This window comes from Anseongella ginsenosidimutans, from assembly GCF_008033235.1.
Lineage (GTDB): Bacteria > Bacteroidota > Bacteroidia > Sphingobacteriales > Sphingobacteriaceae > Anseongella > Anseongella ginsenosidimutans.
The window spans coordinates 2,534,077-2,550,675 of the sequence record NZ_CP042432.1 but is presented as its reverse complement, the minus strand read 5'-3'; the positions used below and the strand labels follow the sequence as shown (position 1 = coordinate 2,550,675).

Below are 16,599 nucleotides of genomic sequence, written 5' to 3'. Positions count from 1 at the left end.
ACTTTGAACTATTTGCGAAGCAACTTAGAAAATGAACATCAGAAAGAGGCATAAAGTACAGGCGGAAGTAAACGCAGCATCGATGAACGATATCATGTTCTTCCTGATGTTGTTTTTCCTTATCGCTTCCCTGGTGATCAATCCAAATGTGATCAGGGTACAAAATCCGCGGTCCGAATCAGGTGACACCTATTCGAAACAAACCGTTAACATTACGCTGACCAAAGATCTGCAGCTGTATATCGACAAGCGTCCGGTATCAGTAGGCATGCTTGACAGCCTGCTGCAAAATTATCCCCGGGGAAACAATAATGAACTTTCCGCCGTTTTATACGTAGATCGTTCGGTGGATGTACAACACCTGGTGGATATTATGGACGCATGCAACCGCAACCAGGTAAAAATGGTGCTGGCCACCGATAAAGAACAATAATATCATGGCAAATTATCAATATATAGACCAGCCTCCCCAGTGGAAAAAAGCGCTTGCTTACGCTTCAGGCGTATATATTGTAATTTTACTCGTCCTCTACTTTGTTTACATCCGGACGCAGCAGGAAACCAGGGAAGAAATACTGAGCGGCGGAATTGAGATCAATTACGGCCCTGATGAAGTAGGAATGGGAACGGATTATACCAGTATGGAAGCGGTTTCGGCTTCTCCGGAAGCTAATAACCGCCCGCCGGTGGAAACGCAGGAAGAAGTAGCGGCCTCCTCTAACCCGGTACCGGAAGCTGATGAAAGACGCATAGCTACCCAGGATTTTGAAGAAGCGCCGGCCGTGAAAAGCTCGAATAACCCGGAAGTTACGGCTAAACCCGTGGAAGGCCCGGTAACCAATAATGATCATAGCCAGCCGGAAGAGAAAAAGGAACCCGTAGTTAACCAGAATGCCTTATATAAAGGCAACCAGAGCGAGGGCGCCGGAAGCGGCGACGGAACCGGCACACAGGCCGGAAACCAGGGAGCGCAAACAGGGAATAACCTTTCTAACAGTTACGAAGGAACAGGCTCCGGCGGCGGGGGCATTGCCCTTAACCTTGCGGGAAGGTACTTCACTTCACGCCCTACCCTGCAGGACGACGGCCAAAGTACAGGAAAGATAGCGGTCCAGATCACGGTAGACCGCAGCGGAAATATAAAAACTGCCAAAGCGGGCGCCCGGGGCACTACCATCTCCAGCGCCGCCTTGTGGGCCAAATGTGAGCAAGCGGTAATGAATGCCAAGTTAAACCCCATCGCCAAAGGCCCCGAAATCCAGGCCGGCACGGTTGTATTTACGTTTATCCTCCGGTAAAACACTGGAAAAACCGAGCAACAGTGGATTACCGGGAAACGATCGATTACCTGTACAGCCGGCTTCCTGTATTCCACAAAATAGGCTTACCTGCCTACCGGCCTGACCTTCGTAATATCAATACGCTCTGTCAGCGGCTTGAAAATCCGCAAAATCGCTTTCGCTCCGTACATATCGGCGGAACCAACGGAAAGGGATCCGTTTCCCATATGCTGGCTGCTATTCTGCAAACTGCGGGCTATAAAACAGGCTTATATACTTCTCCTCATCTGGTTGACTTCAGGGAACGTATCCGGGTTAACGGCTGCATGATCCCGGAAGAAGATGTTGTTCGTTTTGTAGCGGCAAACCGCTCTGGGATAGAAGGCATCTCCCCATCTTTTTTTGAAGTGACGGTAGCCATGGCTTTCTGGTATTTCGCCTTGCAGGAGGTAGATATCGCGGTCGTCGAAGTGGGCATGGGCGGAAGGCTGGATTCCACCAATATCATTACACCCGAACTTTCCGTGATTACCAATATCGGGCTGGACCATGTACATGTCCTTGGTAGTACGCTGGATGCCATTGCCGGAGAAAAAGCGGGCATTATAAAATTCGGCGTTCCGGTGGTCATCGGCGAATACCAGGAAGAAACCGCACCGGTTTTCCGCGAAAAGGCCGCGCAAATGCAGGCGCCTGTTCATTTCGCCTCCCTGGACTGGGACGTGAATTCCATAAACCGGGAAGAAGGGTTTTTGGAGATAGCTGTTCGTTCATCAACCTTTGGAAAGACCCTTGACTTACAACTGGATCTGACCGGGGGATATCAGAAAAAAAACATCAGAACGGTGCTTTCGGCTGTGGAGGAATTAAAAAAACGGGGTTTCACTGTAGGTGACAAAATTGTAAGGGACGCAGTACGACGGGTTAAGGCTTTGACCGGTTTCGCCGGCCGCTGGCAAATATTAAGCGCGGCGCCGCTCATGGTCTGCGATACCGGCCATAACCAGGACGGTATCCGGGAAGTGTTGCAGCAAATCTCCGCGACCCCTCATGAAAAGCTGCACATAGTTTTTGGAATGGTGAACGATAAGGACGTGGAAAAAATCCTGACTATACTTCCACAGAAGGCCTGTTATTACTTCTGTAAGGCGGGTGTTCCCCGCGCAATGGATGAAAATGTGTTGCAGGAAAAAGCGTTTGCGGCCGGCTTAAGAGGTGAGGCATTTACTTCTGTAAAGGAGGCGGTTGAAGCGGCGCGGCAAGCGGCATCTGTCCTGGACATGATATTTATCGGAGGAAGCACTTTTGTCGTGGCGGAAGCAATAGTTGCGGCGAATACACTCTGACCGGCTTACCGCGGGAAGTTGCAAATAAACAACCCCGGAAGGGTTACATGGCTTCCGGGGTTGTTGATTATTGTCCCATAGTATCCATGGGCATCGGAGTCTCAGTTCCGCTGGTGTCCGGGATGGGCTGCGTCATTGTTGTGTCGCTCTCCATCGTATCACCGGATTCGGTGTTCTTGGTCGTACCACAAGACGCCATAAGACCCATTGCTGCTACAAGCACAGCATAAATAGCTCCTTTTTTCATTGTTTTTAACTTAAATGGTTAAAAAACTAAAAACCATTATCCAGGGTATCCGTCAGGGTAGTATCTACCGCGGAAGTGGTATCGTCGCTCGGCATTGGCTCCTCATACATGTTTTCCGTACCAGGATCCAGCTCTTCGCTGTCATTCTGGGAATCGTTCTGGGGAGAATTACAAGCTACCGCACCGGCAAACATCCCGGCAATACCAAAAAGCGCCATGCTTTTTTTAATGCTCATTTTTGATAATTTCATGATCTTAATTTTAAGGTTAAACAAATCATCCGTTTTAAAAATGTAGACGTATTTCTGATAATGATCTTATTAACCAATTATTGTTCAATTACCAGTTAGTATAAGCAATTTATATACCAAGGGCACTGGAAAGCAGGAACACGCGAAGTGGACGCACATCATTTGTGGCGAAACTACCACAGCAACAGGTATTTTTTACACGAATTCCGCCAAAGAAGCATTAGTGCCCGCAGGTTTGCAGGCGCATATCCGGATCGTCAACGGCAGGAGCCTCGTTGCGCAGAACCATCCTAAAATGTTCAGAGAAGCAGGGCGCGTAAGCATTCGACTTCATTCATGAATGTGCAGAACCATCCTAAATGTTCAGAGAAGCAGGGCGAAAAGCCTGTCCCCGTCAAGCCAGGAAAATTTATTTGAATATTCAGCACCTGCGGCGTATTTTAGCGGCTTTATTATAAAAAAGCGTTAAACGAAAACTGTATATGGAATTTTTACGACAGAACTTAATTTACCTGATCCCTGTGCTTGGTTTGCTGGGGCTTTTTGTTACCTGGATGCGGTCCAGCTGGGTGACAAAGCAGGATCCCGGTGAAGCGAAAATGGTGGAACTGGCGGGATACATCGCCAGGGGCGCTATGGCTTTTTTACAAGCAGAATGGAAGGTATTGTCATATTATGTCGTGATTGCCGCCCTTTTGCTGGGCTGGTCGGGAACATTGGTGGAAACATCGAGTTGGATCATCGCCGTTTCCTTCATTATTGGAGCGGTAACATCTGCTTTCGCAGGATATATAGGAATGAGCATCGCTACCAAAGCGAATGTACGCACCACACAAGCCGCCCGCACGAGTCTTGCCAGGGCCCTTAAGGTATCTTTTACCGGCGGTTCGGTAATGGGAATGGGCGTTGCAGGCCTGGCTGTATTAGGGCTGGGCTCCCTTTTTATCGTGTTCTACAACCTTTTTGTCGTTCAGCACGGGGCCAGCGTAAATGGTGTGGAAATGGAAAAGGCGCTGGAAGTGCTGGCGGGCTTTTCCCTGGGCGCTGAAAGCATTGCGCTTTTTGCCCGCGTAGGAGGCGGCATTTACACGAAAGCGGCGGACGTAGGCGCCGACCTGGTAGGAAAAGTGGAAGCCGGGATACCGGAAGACGATGTGCGCAACCCTGCCACCATTGCCGACAATGTAGGGGATAACGTGGGCGATGTTGCCGGAATGGGTGCGGATCTCTTCGGTTCTTACGTGGCCACCATTCTTGCAACAATGGTACTGGGCCGTGAGATCGTTTCGGAAGATAACTTCGGGGGGATCGCCCCTATCCTGCTGCCGATGGTTATTGCGGGCCTGGGACTCGTATTTTCCATCGTGGGTACCTGGTTTGTCCGCATTAAAAAGGAAACCGATAACGTACAGGCGGCACTTAATATGGGGAACTGGTCTTCGATCATCCTGACTGCCGTATTTTCCTTCCTGGCGGTTTACTGGATGCTTCCGTCCGAAATGAGCATCCGCGGATACGAATTCAGCAGCATGGACGTGTATTCAGCCATTGTGCTTGGTTTGGTCGTAGGCGCGCTGATGAGTACCATTACCGAATATTACACGGCCATGAATAAACGGCCGGTTAATTCCATCGTTAAACAGTCTTCAACCGGCCATGCCACTAATATCATCGGCGGGCTGGCGGTAGGAATGGAATCCACCCTGCTGCCTATCCTGGTGCTGGCGGGAGGTATTTACGGTTCCTATTTCTTCGCGGGGCTTTACGGCGTAGCTATTGCCGCTGCCGGAATGATGGCAACTACGGCTATGCAGCTGGCTATTGATGCGTTCGGGCCAATCGCAGACAATGCGGGCGGGATTGCAGAAATGAGCGGGCTGCCCAAGGAAGTGCGGGAACGTACTGATAACCTGGATGCAGTCGGCAACACGACCGCCGCCACCGGAAAAGGTTTTGCCATTGCTTCCGCCGCCCTCACGTCCCTGGCTCTTTTCGCAGCTTTTGTTGGTGTGGCGGGTATCGACCAGATTGATATCTACAAAGCCGATGTACTGGCGGGACTGTTTGTCGGGGGAATGATTCCCTTCATTTTTTCGTCGCTTTGCATTTCAGCTGTCGGACGTGCCGCCATGGACATGGTAAATGAAGTACGGCGGCAGTTTCGCGATATTCCAGGCATCATGGAACATAAGGCTACTCCCGAATATGAAAAATGCGTAGCCATTTCCACCAAAGCTTCTATCCGGGAAATGTTTGCTCCCGGCGCTATTGCACTAATAACACCTTTGGTTATCGGCTTTGCCTTCGGCCCCGAAGTACTCGGCGGCTTGCTGGCTGGCGTGACGGTTTCAGGGGTATTGATGGGCATGTTCCAGTCCAATGCGGGCGGCGCCTGGGATAATGCCAAAAAATCCTTCGAGAAAGGGGTTGAAATTGACGGAGAAACCTATTATAAGGGATCCGAGCCGCACAAAGCGTCCGTTACCGGGGATACGGTAGGCGATCCGTTCAAGGATACTTCCGGCCCCTCTATGAATATCCTGATCAAGCTGATGTCCATTGTTTCCCTGGTGATCGCCCCTCATATTGCAGTAGAGACGGCTCATCATTCCGCTGTTCCGGAAAGCAATAAAACGGAAGCCGTTCAGCAGCATAACACAGGCTCCGGCCTTTGCGGGGAAATTCCACGGAGGCCGGCAGCGGCTAATGCCGTGGCAGCCCCCGGGAACGTGGCTCAGGACAAGAATCGCTGTTTAACCGCTTTAACGTACCGGTTAAGCTCTTCTTTAACTTTGGGCGCAAGTATGACCAGCCCGATCATGTTGGGAAACACCATTGCTAGCAGCATGGCGTCGGAAAACTTGACTACAGCGTCCAGCGTGGTAGCAGCCCCTATCACCACGAAGATCAGGAACAATACTTTATAAGTCAGATCGGCGGCTTTTGATTTGCCGAAAAGGAATTTCCAGGCCTGCATGCCGTAGTATGACCAGGAGATCATCGTGGAAAAGGCAAACAGCACGATGGCTATGGTAAGCACGTAGGAGAAATGCGGTAATGCGGAATCAAATGCCAGGGTCGTTAACCCTACGCCTCCTACGGCTTCGCCGGATGAATTAAGAATTACATTCCCGAATTCATCCTGCACCCCGTAGGTAAAAGCGCCTTCCATATTATACAGCACGATCACCAGGGCAGTCATGGTACAGATCACCACTGTGTCTACGAAGGGCTCCAGGAGGGAGACAACGCCTTCGCTGGCGGGATACCTGGTCTTAACCGCCGAATGGGCGATGGGCGCCGAACCCATTCCTGCTTCGTTGGAAAAAGCCGCTCTTCTGAATCCGGTAATAAGCACGCCTACCATTCCTCCCAGTCCTGCAAGCGGGGTAAATGCCTGACTGAAGATCTGCACGATCGCATCGTCTATGTAGGAGAAATGTGCAAATACAATGATCAGGCAGGCCAGGATGTAAAGCCCGGCCATAAAAGGCACGATCTTTTCCGTCCAGTTCGCGATCCTCTTAATTCCCCCGATAATAACAATGGCCACCAATCCGGCCATGCCTACTCCCAGCAATGATTTAATAAATCCTCCCGTCAGATCAAATGTAGAAGTTATCTGCGCCACGGCCTGGTTAGCCTGAAACGAGTTGCCGCCGCCAAATGAAGCGCCGACGCATAAAATGGAAAACAGTATTGCAAGTGTTTTTCCCGCCTTTGTCCAGCCTTTCTCCTTTAATCCTTTGGCCAGGTAATACATAGGCCCTCCATGCACAGTACCGTCCGGATCTACATCCCTGTATTTTACGCCAAGTGTACATTCCACGAATTTCGAGGACATTCCCAGCAAGCCGGCAATGATCATCCAGAACGTAGCCCCCGGCCCTCCCAGCGCGATGGCTACTGCCACACCGGCAATGTTCCCTAAACCCACGGTACCCGAAACAGCCGCCGTAAGAGCCTGGAAATGGCTTACTTCACCCTGTCTGCTTTCATCCTTTATGGTATCGGGAATATCGCCGTCCCGGGTGATCAGGTCCTTGTCCGGGTGAATGTTCTCGTTTCCGTTGCCTTCGACGAAATCATATTTTCCTCTTACCACTTTCAATGCCATAGGAAATTTCCGGATATTTACGAAGGAAAAGTACAAGGTGAAGAAAACCCTCCGCCGATGAGCAGGATGAGTACGATAGGAACGTCCAGCGAGCCCAGCGGAACGGTAGTAAAGACAATGGCTTCCCAGGCATCGGCTATGGGAGCGAACCAATCATTGATGCGCTGATCAAGACCGGGCTTTTGCTGGGCAAACAGACTGACAGGTACAAGAAAAAGAAGGCCGAGAATGAATAGTTTTTTTTGATGCATACAGCGCTTTATTAGGTGTTAAATTGGTTAGTTTTCCGGAAATTAAACGTGAAAGTATTCATTTGAAAAAAGATATGCAAGGTATTTTCCAATTAAATAGTTAGGTTTGGCCCCGTTATTTTGAGTTTTGATCAACCAATCAAATATGTTTTACAAAAAACCATTACAAGTATTACTTGCTGAATCAGAGGCGGAAGGAGGCCTTAAACGAACCCTTACCGCGCGTAACCTGGTGGCCCTTGGCATTGGGGCTATTATCGGCGCGGGAATTTTTACATTAACCGGTACAGCGGCGGCTACTAACGCGGGGCCGGCAGTTATGCTCTCCTTCCTCCTGGCTGCCTTCGCCTGCGTTTTCGCCGGCCTTTGTTATTCGGAATTTGCGTCCATGATCCCCATAGCCGGAAGCGCCTATACCTATGCCTATGCAACCATGGGTGAATTCATCGCCTGGATCATTGGCTGGGACCTTATCCTCGAATACCTGTTCGCCGCATCCACGGTAGCGGTAAGCTGGTCGGGTTATGTCGTCAGCTTTTTCAGGGATATCGGGATTCACTTACCATCGAATATTGCCAGCGCTCCCTATGACTATAATTCGGCTACCGGAGAGCTGACTTCCACCGGAGGGCTCATTAATTTCCCTGCGATGTTCATTGTTGCCATTGTTACTACCCTGCTGGTAGTTGGCATACGGGAATCAACTAAGTTCAATAATATCATTGTCCTTATAAAAGTGACCATCATTCTGCTTTTCATCGGCTTTGGTATCGCTTATATTGACACGGATAACCTTACTCCCTTCATTCCTGAAAATGAAGGACCCGGCCTTTACGGATGGAGCGGTGTTCTGCGGGGAGCCAGTATCATCTTTTTCGCCTATATCGGCTTTGATGCGGTTTCTACCGCGGCACAGGAAGCAAAAAACCCGCAGAAGGACATGCCTAAGGGAATTCTGGGCTCGCTTGCCGTCTGTACCCTGCTTTATATCCTTGTTAGCCTGGTAATGACCGGAGTGGTTTCTTACGAAGCGCTGAATGTACCTGACCCGGTGGCTGTTGCCGTTAATGCGGCCGGCCCGGATCTTTTCTGGCTCCGCTTCCCGGTAAAGATCGGAGCTATTGCCGGCTTAAGCTCGGTAATTTTGGTGATGCTGATGGGACAGCCCCGTATCTTTTATGCAATGGCGCATGACGGCCTGCTGCCGGCCGTGTTCAGCAAGATCCACCCAAAGTTCCGGACTCCTTATATCAGTACCATTTCCACGGGATTAGTTGCTATACTCATCGCCGGCTTTGCGCCCATCAACCTCCTGGGCGAACTGGTGTCTATTGGAACGCTGCTGGCGTTTATGATCGTTTGCGGAGGGATCCTGGTACTCAGGTACACCAATCCGGAATTGCCAAGGCCCTTCAAGGCGCCACTTTTCCCGTTTACACCCATTATGGGAATTTTAGTTTGCGGCTTCCTGATGGTGAGCCTCCCCTGGCATACCTGGGAGCGTTTGCTGATCTGGATGGCGATAGGCATACTGATCTACTTCCTCTATTCCAAAAGACACAGCAAGATAGGAAAACTGGCAAGGCTTGCCGGCAAAGACGAGAAGCTTAAATAAGAGAAACCCTTTGAATTACGGTTATGGGATTCAGCTTAAAAGAGATAGCATCTGTGACGATGATCCTGTTTGCGATCATCGATATTCTGGGTTCCATACCCGTGGTCATTGAACTGCGCAACCGCGCCGGGCACATCCAGTCTGAAAAAGCGACGATCGTAGCTATGGCGCTCATGATCCTCTTCCTGTTCATAGGAGAAGAATTATTGCAGCTTATCGGGGTGGACCTGCCTTCCTTCGCCATTGCCGGATCATTCGTAATCTTTTTCATTTCCATGGAAATGATCCTGGGTATTAATGTATTCAAGGATGAAGTACCGGAAACGGTTTCTATCGTCCCCCTCGCCTTTCCCTTACTGGCAGGAGCAGGAACGATGACCACCATCCTTTCTCTTCGTTCGGAATACCGGATTGAAAATATTATCACCGGTATAGTAATTAATTGTATCATTATTTACCTTGTACTGAAAAACGTGCGCCGTTTGGAAGCCATATTAGGTAAAACCGGGGTCAGTATTTTAAGAAAGGCTTTCGGCGTCATATTACTGGCAATTGCCATTAAATTATTCCGTGGCAATACGGGGCTTTAGCGCAATTGCTTTAGTTTTTAGTTTATAGAGTTCAAAGTTTAAGGTTCAACGTTCAAGGTTTAAAGAGTTTTTAGTTTTTAGATTGTTCTTTGGCCAGTTAACTTGTAACAGCCAGCCTGACGAAGTAACGCTAAAGCTTTAGTTTATAGTTGGTAGTCTTTAGGTTGTTCTTTGGCTAGTAACTACGAAACGGCCAGCCTGACGAAGCAACGCGCTAAAAGCTTTAGTTGGTAGTTTTCAGTCCAACGTTGAACACCTCAGCTAAATAGCAGAAACGGAGAAACTAAAACGGGAAAACAAGAAACCAGAAACTAAAAACTAAAAACGGGAAAACCAGAAACCAGAAACCAGAAACTAAAAAACTATAAACGGTTGCGAAGCAACCCTGGAACTTCAAACTAAAAACTAGAAACTATAAACTAATAATTGAAACTAAAAACTATAAACGAAAAACTAAAAAACTATAAACGGTTGCGAAGCAACCCTGAACTTCAAACTAAAAACTGGAAACTATAAACTATTAGAAACTATAAACTAAAGAAAGTGGGAAGAGCATTTGAATTCAGAAAGGAGCGGAAACTGAAACGCTGGGGGAAGATGGCGAAAGTCTTTACTAAGCTGGGCAAGGAAATTTCGATGGCGGTAAAGGAAGGCGGGCCGGATCCGGCTTCTAACGCGCGGCTGCGGGTGGTCATACAAAATGCGAAGGGCGCGAATATGCCTAAAGACCGCATCGAATCGGCGATAAAACGTGCTTCCTCCAAGGACGAAAAAGGATACGAGGAGCTGGTTTATGAAGGCTACGGGCCGCATGGCGTGGCCATACTGATAGAAACAGCCACGGATAACATTAACCGGACGGTCGCTAATATCCGCAGTTATTTCAGTAAACATAATGGCAGCCTGGGAACATCGGGTATGCTGAATTTTATTTTCGAGCGCAAGGGCATTTTCCGGGTGAACCCTGAAGGAGTGGACATGGAAGAACTGGAACTGGAGCTGATTGACTGTGGGGCCGAAGAGGTTTTTGAAGATGAAAATGAGCTGATAATTTATACACAGTTCGAAGATTTCGGAAAAATGCAAAAGGCATTGGAAGAAAAGCAGCTTAACGTGATCAGTTCCGAGCTTCAGCGTTTCCCCCTGAGCGTGGTTGAAGTCACCGCGGAGCAGGAAGAGGAACTGAATAAGCTCATTGAAAAATTTGAAGACGATGAGGACGTGAACGCCGTATACCATAATATGGACACCGCCTGAGCTGATCTGGCAGGATCCCGCCAGAGTCGGTAAATATCACTAGCGCTTTAGCATGCGCGCCACGAACATGGTATCGGCACTATATTCGTAGCCTTTCAGCAGCGCCTGCTCCTCCACTTCCAGTTCCCCGGCCTGGCAGACGGCCTCAACCAGCTGCTCGTTTTCTTCACGGAACACGGAACAGGTAATATATACCAGGGGACTTCCGGGTTTTAAATAGGGAAGGACATTTTTAACCAGCCTCTCCTGCAGGCTGCGGAATTCTTTTATGTGTTCTTCTTTGAAAGCCGCCCTCATTTCAGGCGAACGGCCCCATGTTCCGGATCCGCTGCATGGTGCATCCAGGATAATGCCGTCAAATGATTCTTTCTCCCACGATGGCTTTTCGCTGATAAGATCTGTTTCCTGGAGCCGGTAGTCAGTTATTCCTGCTGCCTTAAGGCGTTCTTTCAGGTTGCGGAGAATGGATGCGCGGTTATCACTCAGGTACAGCTTCACGTCCGGCTCCAAAGCTTGAAGCAACAGGGCTTTACCACCCGAACCCGCACAAGCATCCCACCAGCTTTCGCCTGCGGCGGGGTGAAAGCACCTTCCGGTTAGCTGCGAAGAATAGTCCTGGATCTCAAAATAACCCTTAAAAGCTTCCAGCAGCTGGTCTGCTCGACTGGAATTATCCAGGGAAAGGCAGAAAGGCTCCGGCTGCGCGAAGGAAAGGCCTTCGGCTTCCAGCCTTTCCTTAATTTCCCCCGCTTTTTCCGGGCGCAGCCTGATGAACAGCCTGGGCTGCTTCAACATGGAAAGGGAATAAGGCCCGGCATCTATACCTTCTGAAAGATGATCGCGGAAAGGAAGCAACCTGAGCGGATCCAGCAAGCCGTACACACCTTCCAGCAGCGCCAGTTTGTCGGCGGAGGGCAGCGTGGCATGCTGGTCCCATTCCGGCTGCAAAGCCGCCAGCAAGGGAGTACTTTCTTCATGGCAAAGAAACCAGGAAGCCTTCAGGTGTTCATCCACAGGCAAGTGTTCCAACAGGGCCTTGGTACGGAAATAGCCGTACACCAGGCTGCCCGCTGTTCTCCTGTCGGTTGAACCCATGCGGCGATTGGCGCGGTAATAATTTCTAAGGAAAAAGGGAAGCGGCGTTTCGTATCCGTACTCTCCGATGATCTTTTCCGCTGTACGCAGATAATGATGGTACCTCATTCTTGTTCCACTTCCGAGAATTCGTAATTATGGGCTTTCAGCACTTTAACTCCCCGGTTAATATAGCCGTCAGGCGTTTGCGAAAAGTCAAATTCATTATGGTAGCCCGAGTAAGGTTCTTTTATTGCTTCTGTCAGCTCCTGGCCCTGGTTCCACAACGCGGTTCCGAAGTACATGGCAAGGTCAAAGCCCTTAGCGGCGTAGGCAGACGGGGGAAGCCCGTATTTCTGCTCATAAGCATGGTAAAAGCCGGAACTTTCTGCTTTCGGCGGCATCCCTCCTGACGAGGTTAAATATACCTGGTACTTTTCAGCCTTTACCATATCTATATTTTCCACTTCAGGCAATTCGGGATGCGCGATAATGGAAAACTGGTAGGAACCCGGCTGCATATCCAGGTAAGAAAAAAGGATCTTCCAGAAGGTGCTGCTCAGGGAAGGAACCACCAATACGTTCTGCCCCTCGTGAAGATATTCCTTCAGGCTGGAAATATTGCTTCCGAAGCTGCCGACGTCGATTTCAGTTACCTGCAGGGATGATGATTTTTCGCGCATCTGCTTCATAAAGGAGCCGATGTATTTGCTTTCTTCCGCATTTGCGGTGCTAAGTACCAGTACCGAAGAAGGCCGGAGCCTGCCGGCAATGAATCCGGCCGCTTTATTCGTATGCATTTCCATTGGCGCAGTTGCCACAATCTGGTACGCATTGTCTTCAACAGCTATCCGCGGCGCCAGCGGGGAGATGAAATAGACCTGGTGATTCTGGGCAAAACGCCCGATAATGTTCATTCCCGAAGGGAAAACCGGCCCTACGATCAGCTCGCTTTCCGCCAGCTCCGGCTTCATCGTTAACCGGCTGATGGTCGTATTTTCGTCCCTGGTGTCGTACACCTGCAGTTTGAAGCTGGCGCCCATGGCCGAAAGAGAATCAAGCCCCATTCTGAATCCCTGGTAGAAATCAAGGGCAACTTCCGATTTCCTTAGCGATTCCAGGGAGTTTGCCGATCCGGGGTCTACCTGGTCCAGGCGAAACGGCAGCAGCAGCGAAAGAACCGGCGCTTCCCTTTTGAAGGGGCCTTTATCCTTTTCTACTTCAGGTTCCTCTTTTACTTCTTCCTTCTCTTTTTCCTTTTGCCTTCCCTTACCTGTAAATACCTTACGGGAGCAGGAACTGAAACCTAAACCAGCAGCCAGGAACAGGCACAGGAAGAACCTGCTATTCCCATTCAATCGTTGCAGGAGGTTTGGAACTGATGTCATACACAACTCTGTTTATGCCTTTTACATTATTAATGATCTCATTCGAAACCCTGGCAAGTAATTCATAGGGCAAATGGCTCCAGTCGGCGGTCATTCCGTCCATTGATTCCACAGCGCGCAGGGCAACCACATGCTCGTAGGTTCTTTCATCTCCCATTACGCCTACCGCCTGCACCGGCAGAAAGATCGTCCCTGCCTGCCATACCTTATGATACCATCCTGTTTCTTTCAGGATATTGATATAAATAGCGTCCGCTTCCTGCAGGATCCGGACTTTTTCAGGGCTTACCTCGCCCAGAATCCGGATGGCAAGGCCGGGGCCGGGAAAAGGATGCCGTTCCAGGATGGACGGGTCCAGTCCCAGGGAACGTCCGACTTCCCGCACTTCGTCTTTAAACAAACTCTTCAGAGGCTCCACTACTTTCAGCTTCATAAAGTCAGGTAAGCCGCCTACGTTGTGGTGCGATTTAATGGTGGCGGAAGGGCCTTTTACGGATACCGACTCTATCACATCGGGGTAAATGGTACCCTGCGCCAGCCACCGTACATCTTTTATTTCATGCGCTGCATCGTCAAACACTTCAATGAACACCCGTCCGATCGCCTTTCGCTTCAGTTCGGGATCGCTTATCCCCGAGAGTGCGCTGTAGAACCTTTCCTTCGCATCTATTCCCCGGATATTCAGCCCCATGTGCTTATACGAATCCAATACGTCTCCAAATTCATTCTTCCGCAATAAGCCATTGTCAACGAATATACAATGCAGCTGCGGGCCAATAGCCTTATGCAATAATAATGCCGCTACGCTGGAGTCCACCCCACCTGAAATAGCCAGGACAACCTTGTCCGAACCAAGCGTTTTCTGCAGGTCTTCTATCGTGCTTTCAATAAAAGCAAAAGGAGTCCAGTCGCGGGCGCAGCCGCAGATGTCCACCAGGAAGTTTTCAAGTAATTTTTTGCCTTCCAGCGAGTGGGTAACTTCGGGATGGAACTGGATGCCGTACGTCTTTGTGCCCGGAACATGAAAGGCGGCCACCTTAACGGTATCGGTACCGGCTATGACCTCGAATTCCGCCGGCAGGCTGGCAATAGTGTCGCCGTGGGACATCCAGACCTGGGTGCCAAGGCTAAGGCCCCGGAGCAAGGCATTTTCTTCCTTAATGAACTGCAGCTTTGCCCGTCCGTATTCCCTGATAGTTGAAGGAAGCACATTGCCTCCGGAATGCTGGGCAATGTACTGGGCGCCGTAGCATACTCCCAGCAAGGGGAATTTTCCATTAAGGAGAGAAAGGTCTATATCAGGCGCATCTTCATCCCGTACCGAACAGGGGCTTCCTGACAGGATCACTCCTTTGACGTCCGCGTCAAATTCCGGCAAGTGGTTATAAGGATGGATTTCGCAATAAACATCAAGCTCCCTTACCCGGCGGGCGATCAACTGGGTATACTGGGAGCCAAAATCAAGAATAATAATCTTCTCTGGCATGCGCAAAGATAGCATTTTAGCCAAAATTTTCTACTTTTGCGCCATATGCTTCCAAAGATTAACCCGTCCCAAACAAAAAGCTGGAGCCTTTTAAAGGAACACGCATCTCAGCTGCAGAAAACACATATGCGCGAGCTGTTCGCGGCTGACCCCCTTCGCTTCGGTAAGTTCTCTACCCGGTTTGAAGATTTTTTATTTGATTACTCAAAGAACCTGCTCCAGCCGGAGACGCTGAACCTGCTTCGCGGACTGGCGGCCGAATGCGAGCTAAAGGAGGCGATAGAAGCCATGTTCAGAGGGGATACCATTAACGAGACCGAGAACAGGGCTGTTCTGCATACTGCTTTACGCAATTTTTCCGGGAAGCCGGTGTACGTGGACGGCAAAGACGTGATGCCGGATGTGAAGGCCGTACAGGAAAAGATGGAGGCCTTTTGCCAGCAAGTGCATTCCGGGGAATGGAAAGGCTATACCGGCAAGCCCATCCGTTATGTAGTAAATATCGGGATCGGCGGTTCGGACCTGGGCCCGGTAATGGTCACGGAAGCGCTGAAACCTTACGCCCGGGAAGGCATTGAAACGTTTTTTGTTTCCAATGTGGATGGAACCCATATTGCAGAAACCCTTAAAAAAGTCAATTCCCAGGAAACGCTGTTCCTGATCGCGTCCAAAACTTTTACCACCCAGGAAACCATGACCAATGCCCATACGGCGCGCAATTGGTTCCTGGACAAGGCGGGCAATGAAGAACATATCAAAAAACACTTCGTCGCACTTTCCACAAATGAAGCTGCGGTAACTGAATTCGGAATAGATCCGGCTAATATGTTCGTGTTCTGGGACTGGGTTGGCGGGAGGTACTCGCTTTGGTCGGCTATCGGCCTTTCCATTGCACTTGGGATCGGCTACGATAACTTCAAAAAATTGCTGGAGGGAGCTTATGCGGCTGACCGGCATTTCCGCGAAAGTGACTTTGAAAGCAATATCCCGGTGCTGATGGCCCTTATTGGTATTTGGTACACGAACTTTATGGATGCGCATACAGAGGCGATCCTCCCCTACGACCAGTACCTGCACCGCTTTGCCGCCTATCTCCAGCAGGGGAATATGGAAAGCAACGGAAAGCGAACCGCACGGGACGGCGAGCCGGTCAACTATGAGACCGGGCCCGTGATCTGGGGGAACCAGGAACCAATGGCCAGCATGCCTTTTACCAGCTCATTCACCAGGGAACCCGGCTTATCCCCTGCGACTTCATTGCACCGGCAATCAGTCATAACCTCATAGGCGATCATCATCAAAAATTACTTGCCAATTTTTTTGCCCAGAGCGAAGCGCTCATGAACGGTAAAACGGCAGAAGAAGTACGGGACGAACTGGAAAAGGCCGGCAAAGCCGCCGGTGAAATTGTTCGGCTGCTCCCCTTCAAGGTATTTGAGGGAAACCGCCCGAGCAACTCCATCCTGGTAAAGGAAATTACGCCTTATACGCTGGGCAGCCTGATCGCGTTTTATGAACATAAGATATTTGTCCAGGGACTCATCTGGAATATCTATAGTTTTGACCAATGGGGTGTGGAACTGGGGAAACAGCTGGCGGGAAAGATCCTGCCCGAACTGCAAGGCCCCGATCCGGTAAATTCTCACGACAGTTCTACCAACGGACTCATCACCGCTTACAAAAAAATGCGAAATTAA

At 49.8% G+C, this 16,599-nt stretch carries 12 protein-coding genes and 2 pseudogenes; 8 read left to right on the top strand and 6 right to left on the bottom strand.

The window, feature by feature from the left end:
* The first annotated feature begins 31 nt into the window (after window positions 1-31).
* From FRZ59_RS10530 to FRZ59_RS10520, 3 genes are read left to right on the top strand one after another with little or no spacing between them, the layout of a single operon-like run.
* The gene (locus FRZ59_RS10530; RefSeq protein WP_132130196.1) at window positions 32-433 is read left to right on the top strand and encodes an ExbD/TolR family protein; all 402 of its coding nucleotides are present in this window, start codon (window positions 32-34) and stop codon (window positions 431-433) included.
* A gap of 4 nt (window positions 434-437) precedes the next feature.
* Entirely contained in the window at window positions 438-1,298 is an 861-nt protein-coding gene (locus FRZ59_RS10525; RefSeq protein WP_132130195.1) for an energy transducer TonB, read from the top strand.
* Between the two features lie 23 nt (window positions 1,299-1,321).
* Window positions 1,322-2,626 (top strand): bifunctional folylpolyglutamate synthase/dihydrofolate synthase, encoded by a 1,305-nt coding sequence (locus FRZ59_RS10520; RefSeq protein ID WP_132130194.1) that lies wholly within the window; start codon window positions 1,322-1,324, stop codon window positions 2,624-2,626.
* Window positions 2,627-2,899: 273 nt separating this feature from the next.
* Here FRZ59_RS10520 and FRZ59_RS10515 read toward each other — a convergent pair whose 3' ends face one another.
* Window positions 2,900-3,124 carry a hypothetical protein gene (locus FRZ59_RS10515; RefSeq protein ID WP_132130193.1) on the bottom strand — a complete coding sequence of 75 codons (225 nt, stop codon included), beginning with the start codon at window positions 3,122-3,124 and terminating at the stop codon, window positions 2,900-2,902.
* 482 nt (window positions 3,125-3,606) lie between these two features.
* Here FRZ59_RS10515 and FRZ59_RS10510 point away from each other — a divergent pair, with 482 nt between their 5' ends.
* Entirely contained in the window at window positions 3,607-6,051 is a 2,445-nt protein-coding gene (locus FRZ59_RS10510; RefSeq protein WP_225975021.1) for a sodium-translocating pyrophosphatase, read from the top strand.
* Here FRZ59_RS10510 and FRZ59_RS10505 read toward each other — a convergent pair.
* Together FRZ59_RS10505 and FRZ59_RS19085 are read right to left on the bottom strand one after the other, a co-directional pair.
* Window positions 5,934-7,241, bottom strand: a pseudogene (locus FRZ59_RS10505) (alanine/glycine:cation symporter family protein); the annotation flags it as partial. The gene FRZ59_RS10510 and the pseudogene FRZ59_RS10505 sit on opposite strands and share 118 nt — an antisense overlap.
* Before the next feature lie 17 nt (window positions 7,242-7,258).
* Window positions 7,259-7,492 (bottom strand): hypothetical protein, encoded by a 234-nt coding sequence (locus FRZ59_RS19085; RefSeq protein ID WP_225975020.1) that lies wholly within the window; start codon window positions 7,490-7,492, stop codon window positions 7,259-7,261.
* Window positions 7,493-7,637: 145 nt separating this feature from the next.
* Here FRZ59_RS19085 and FRZ59_RS10500 point away from each other — a divergent pair, with 145 nt between their 5' ends.
* From FRZ59_RS10500 to FRZ59_RS10490, 3 genes are all read left to right on the top strand, one after another.
* Entirely contained in the window at window positions 7,638-9,107 is a 1,470-nt protein-coding gene (locus FRZ59_RS10500) for an amino acid permease (protein WP_132130191.1), read from the top strand.
* A gap of 23 nt (window positions 9,108-9,130) precedes the next feature.
* Window positions 9,131-9,697 (top strand): MarC family protein, encoded by a 567-nt coding sequence (locus FRZ59_RS10495; protein ID WP_132130190.1) that lies wholly within the window; start codon window positions 9,131-9,133, stop codon window positions 9,695-9,697.
* A gap of 543 nt (window positions 9,698-10,240) precedes the next feature.
* The gene (locus FRZ59_RS10490; protein WP_132130189.1) at window positions 10,241-10,954 is read left to right on the top strand and encodes a YebC/PmpR family DNA-binding transcriptional regulator; all 714 of its coding nucleotides are present in this window, start codon (window positions 10,241-10,243) and stop codon (window positions 10,952-10,954) included.
* A 39-nt stretch (window positions 10,955-10,993) separates the two neighbouring features.
* Here the strand turns inward: FRZ59_RS10490 and FRZ59_RS10485 are convergent, their stop codons facing one another.
* Genes FRZ59_RS10485 through guaA form a run of 3 tightly spaced genes read right to left on the bottom strand, consistent with a single transcriptional unit; the run spans window position 10,994 to window position 14,902 of the window.
* A complete protein-coding gene (locus FRZ59_RS10485) occupies window positions 10,994-12,157 on the bottom strand; it encodes an RsmB/NOP family class I SAM-dependent RNA methyltransferase (RefSeq protein WP_132130188.1) in 1,164 nt (387 codons plus the stop codon).
* Window positions 12,154-13,416: an ABC transporter substrate-binding protein gene (locus tag FRZ59_RS10480; RefSeq protein WP_132130187.1), complete on the bottom strand. Its 1,263-nt coding sequence runs from the start codon at window positions 13,414-13,416 to the stop codon at window positions 12,154-12,156. Before FRZ59_RS10480 ends, FRZ59_RS10485 begins: the two co-directional genes overlap by 4 nt.
* Window positions 13,373-14,902, bottom strand: coding sequence for a glutamine-hydrolyzing GMP synthase (gene guaA, locus FRZ59_RS10475; protein ID WP_132130186.1), 1,530 nt, complete (start codon window positions 14,900-14,902; stop codon window positions 13,373-13,375). The genes FRZ59_RS10480 and guaA overlap by 44 nt, the downstream gene beginning before the upstream one ends.
* Before the next feature lie 45 nt (window positions 14,903-14,947).
* Between guaA and pgi the strand changes: the two are divergent.
* Window positions 14,948-16,599, top strand: a pseudogene (gene pgi, locus FRZ59_RS10470) (glucose-6-phosphate isomerase).

What these genes read in the sequence shown, in the direction of transcription:
- FRZ59_RS10495 (WP_132130190.1), top strand. Translation starts at nt 9,131, where the DNA reads ATGGGATTCAGCTTAAAAGAGATAGCATCTGTGACGATGATCCTGTTT.
- FRZ59_RS10485 (WP_132130188.1), bottom strand. Translation starts at nt 12,157, where the DNA reads ATGAGGTACCATCATTATCTGCGTACAGCGGAAAAGATCATCGGAGAG.
- FRZ59_RS10530 (WP_132130196.1), top strand. Translation starts at nt 32, where the DNA reads ATGAACATCAGAAAGAGGCATAAAGTACAGGCGGAAGTAAACGCAGCA.
- FRZ59_RS10525 (WP_132130195.1), top strand. Translation starts at nt 438, where the DNA reads ATGGCAAATTATCAATATATAGACCAGCCTCCCCAGTGGAAAAAAGCG.
- FRZ59_RS10515 (WP_132130193.1), bottom strand. Translation starts at nt 3,124, where the DNA reads ATGAAATTATCAAAAATGAGCATTAAAAAAAGCATGGCGCTTTTTGGT.
- FRZ59_RS10480 (WP_132130187.1), bottom strand. Translation starts at nt 13,416, where the DNA reads ATGACATCAGTTCCAAACCTCCTGCAACGATTGAATGGGAATAGCAGG.
- FRZ59_RS19085 (WP_225975020.1), bottom strand. Translation starts at nt 7,492, where the DNA reads ATGCATCAAAAAAAACTATTCATTCTCGGCCTTCTTTTTCTTGTACCT.
- guaA (WP_132130186.1), bottom strand. Translation starts at nt 14,902, where the DNA reads ATGCCAGAGAAGATTATTATTCTTGATTTTGGCTCCCAGTATACCCAG.
- FRZ59_RS10510 (WP_225975021.1), top strand. Translation starts at nt 3,607, where the DNA reads ATGGAATTTTTACGACAGAACTTAATTTACCTGATCCCTGTGCTTGGT.
- FRZ59_RS10500 (WP_132130191.1), top strand. Translation starts at nt 7,638, where the DNA reads ATGTTTTACAAAAAACCATTACAAGTATTACTTGCTGAATCAGAGGCG.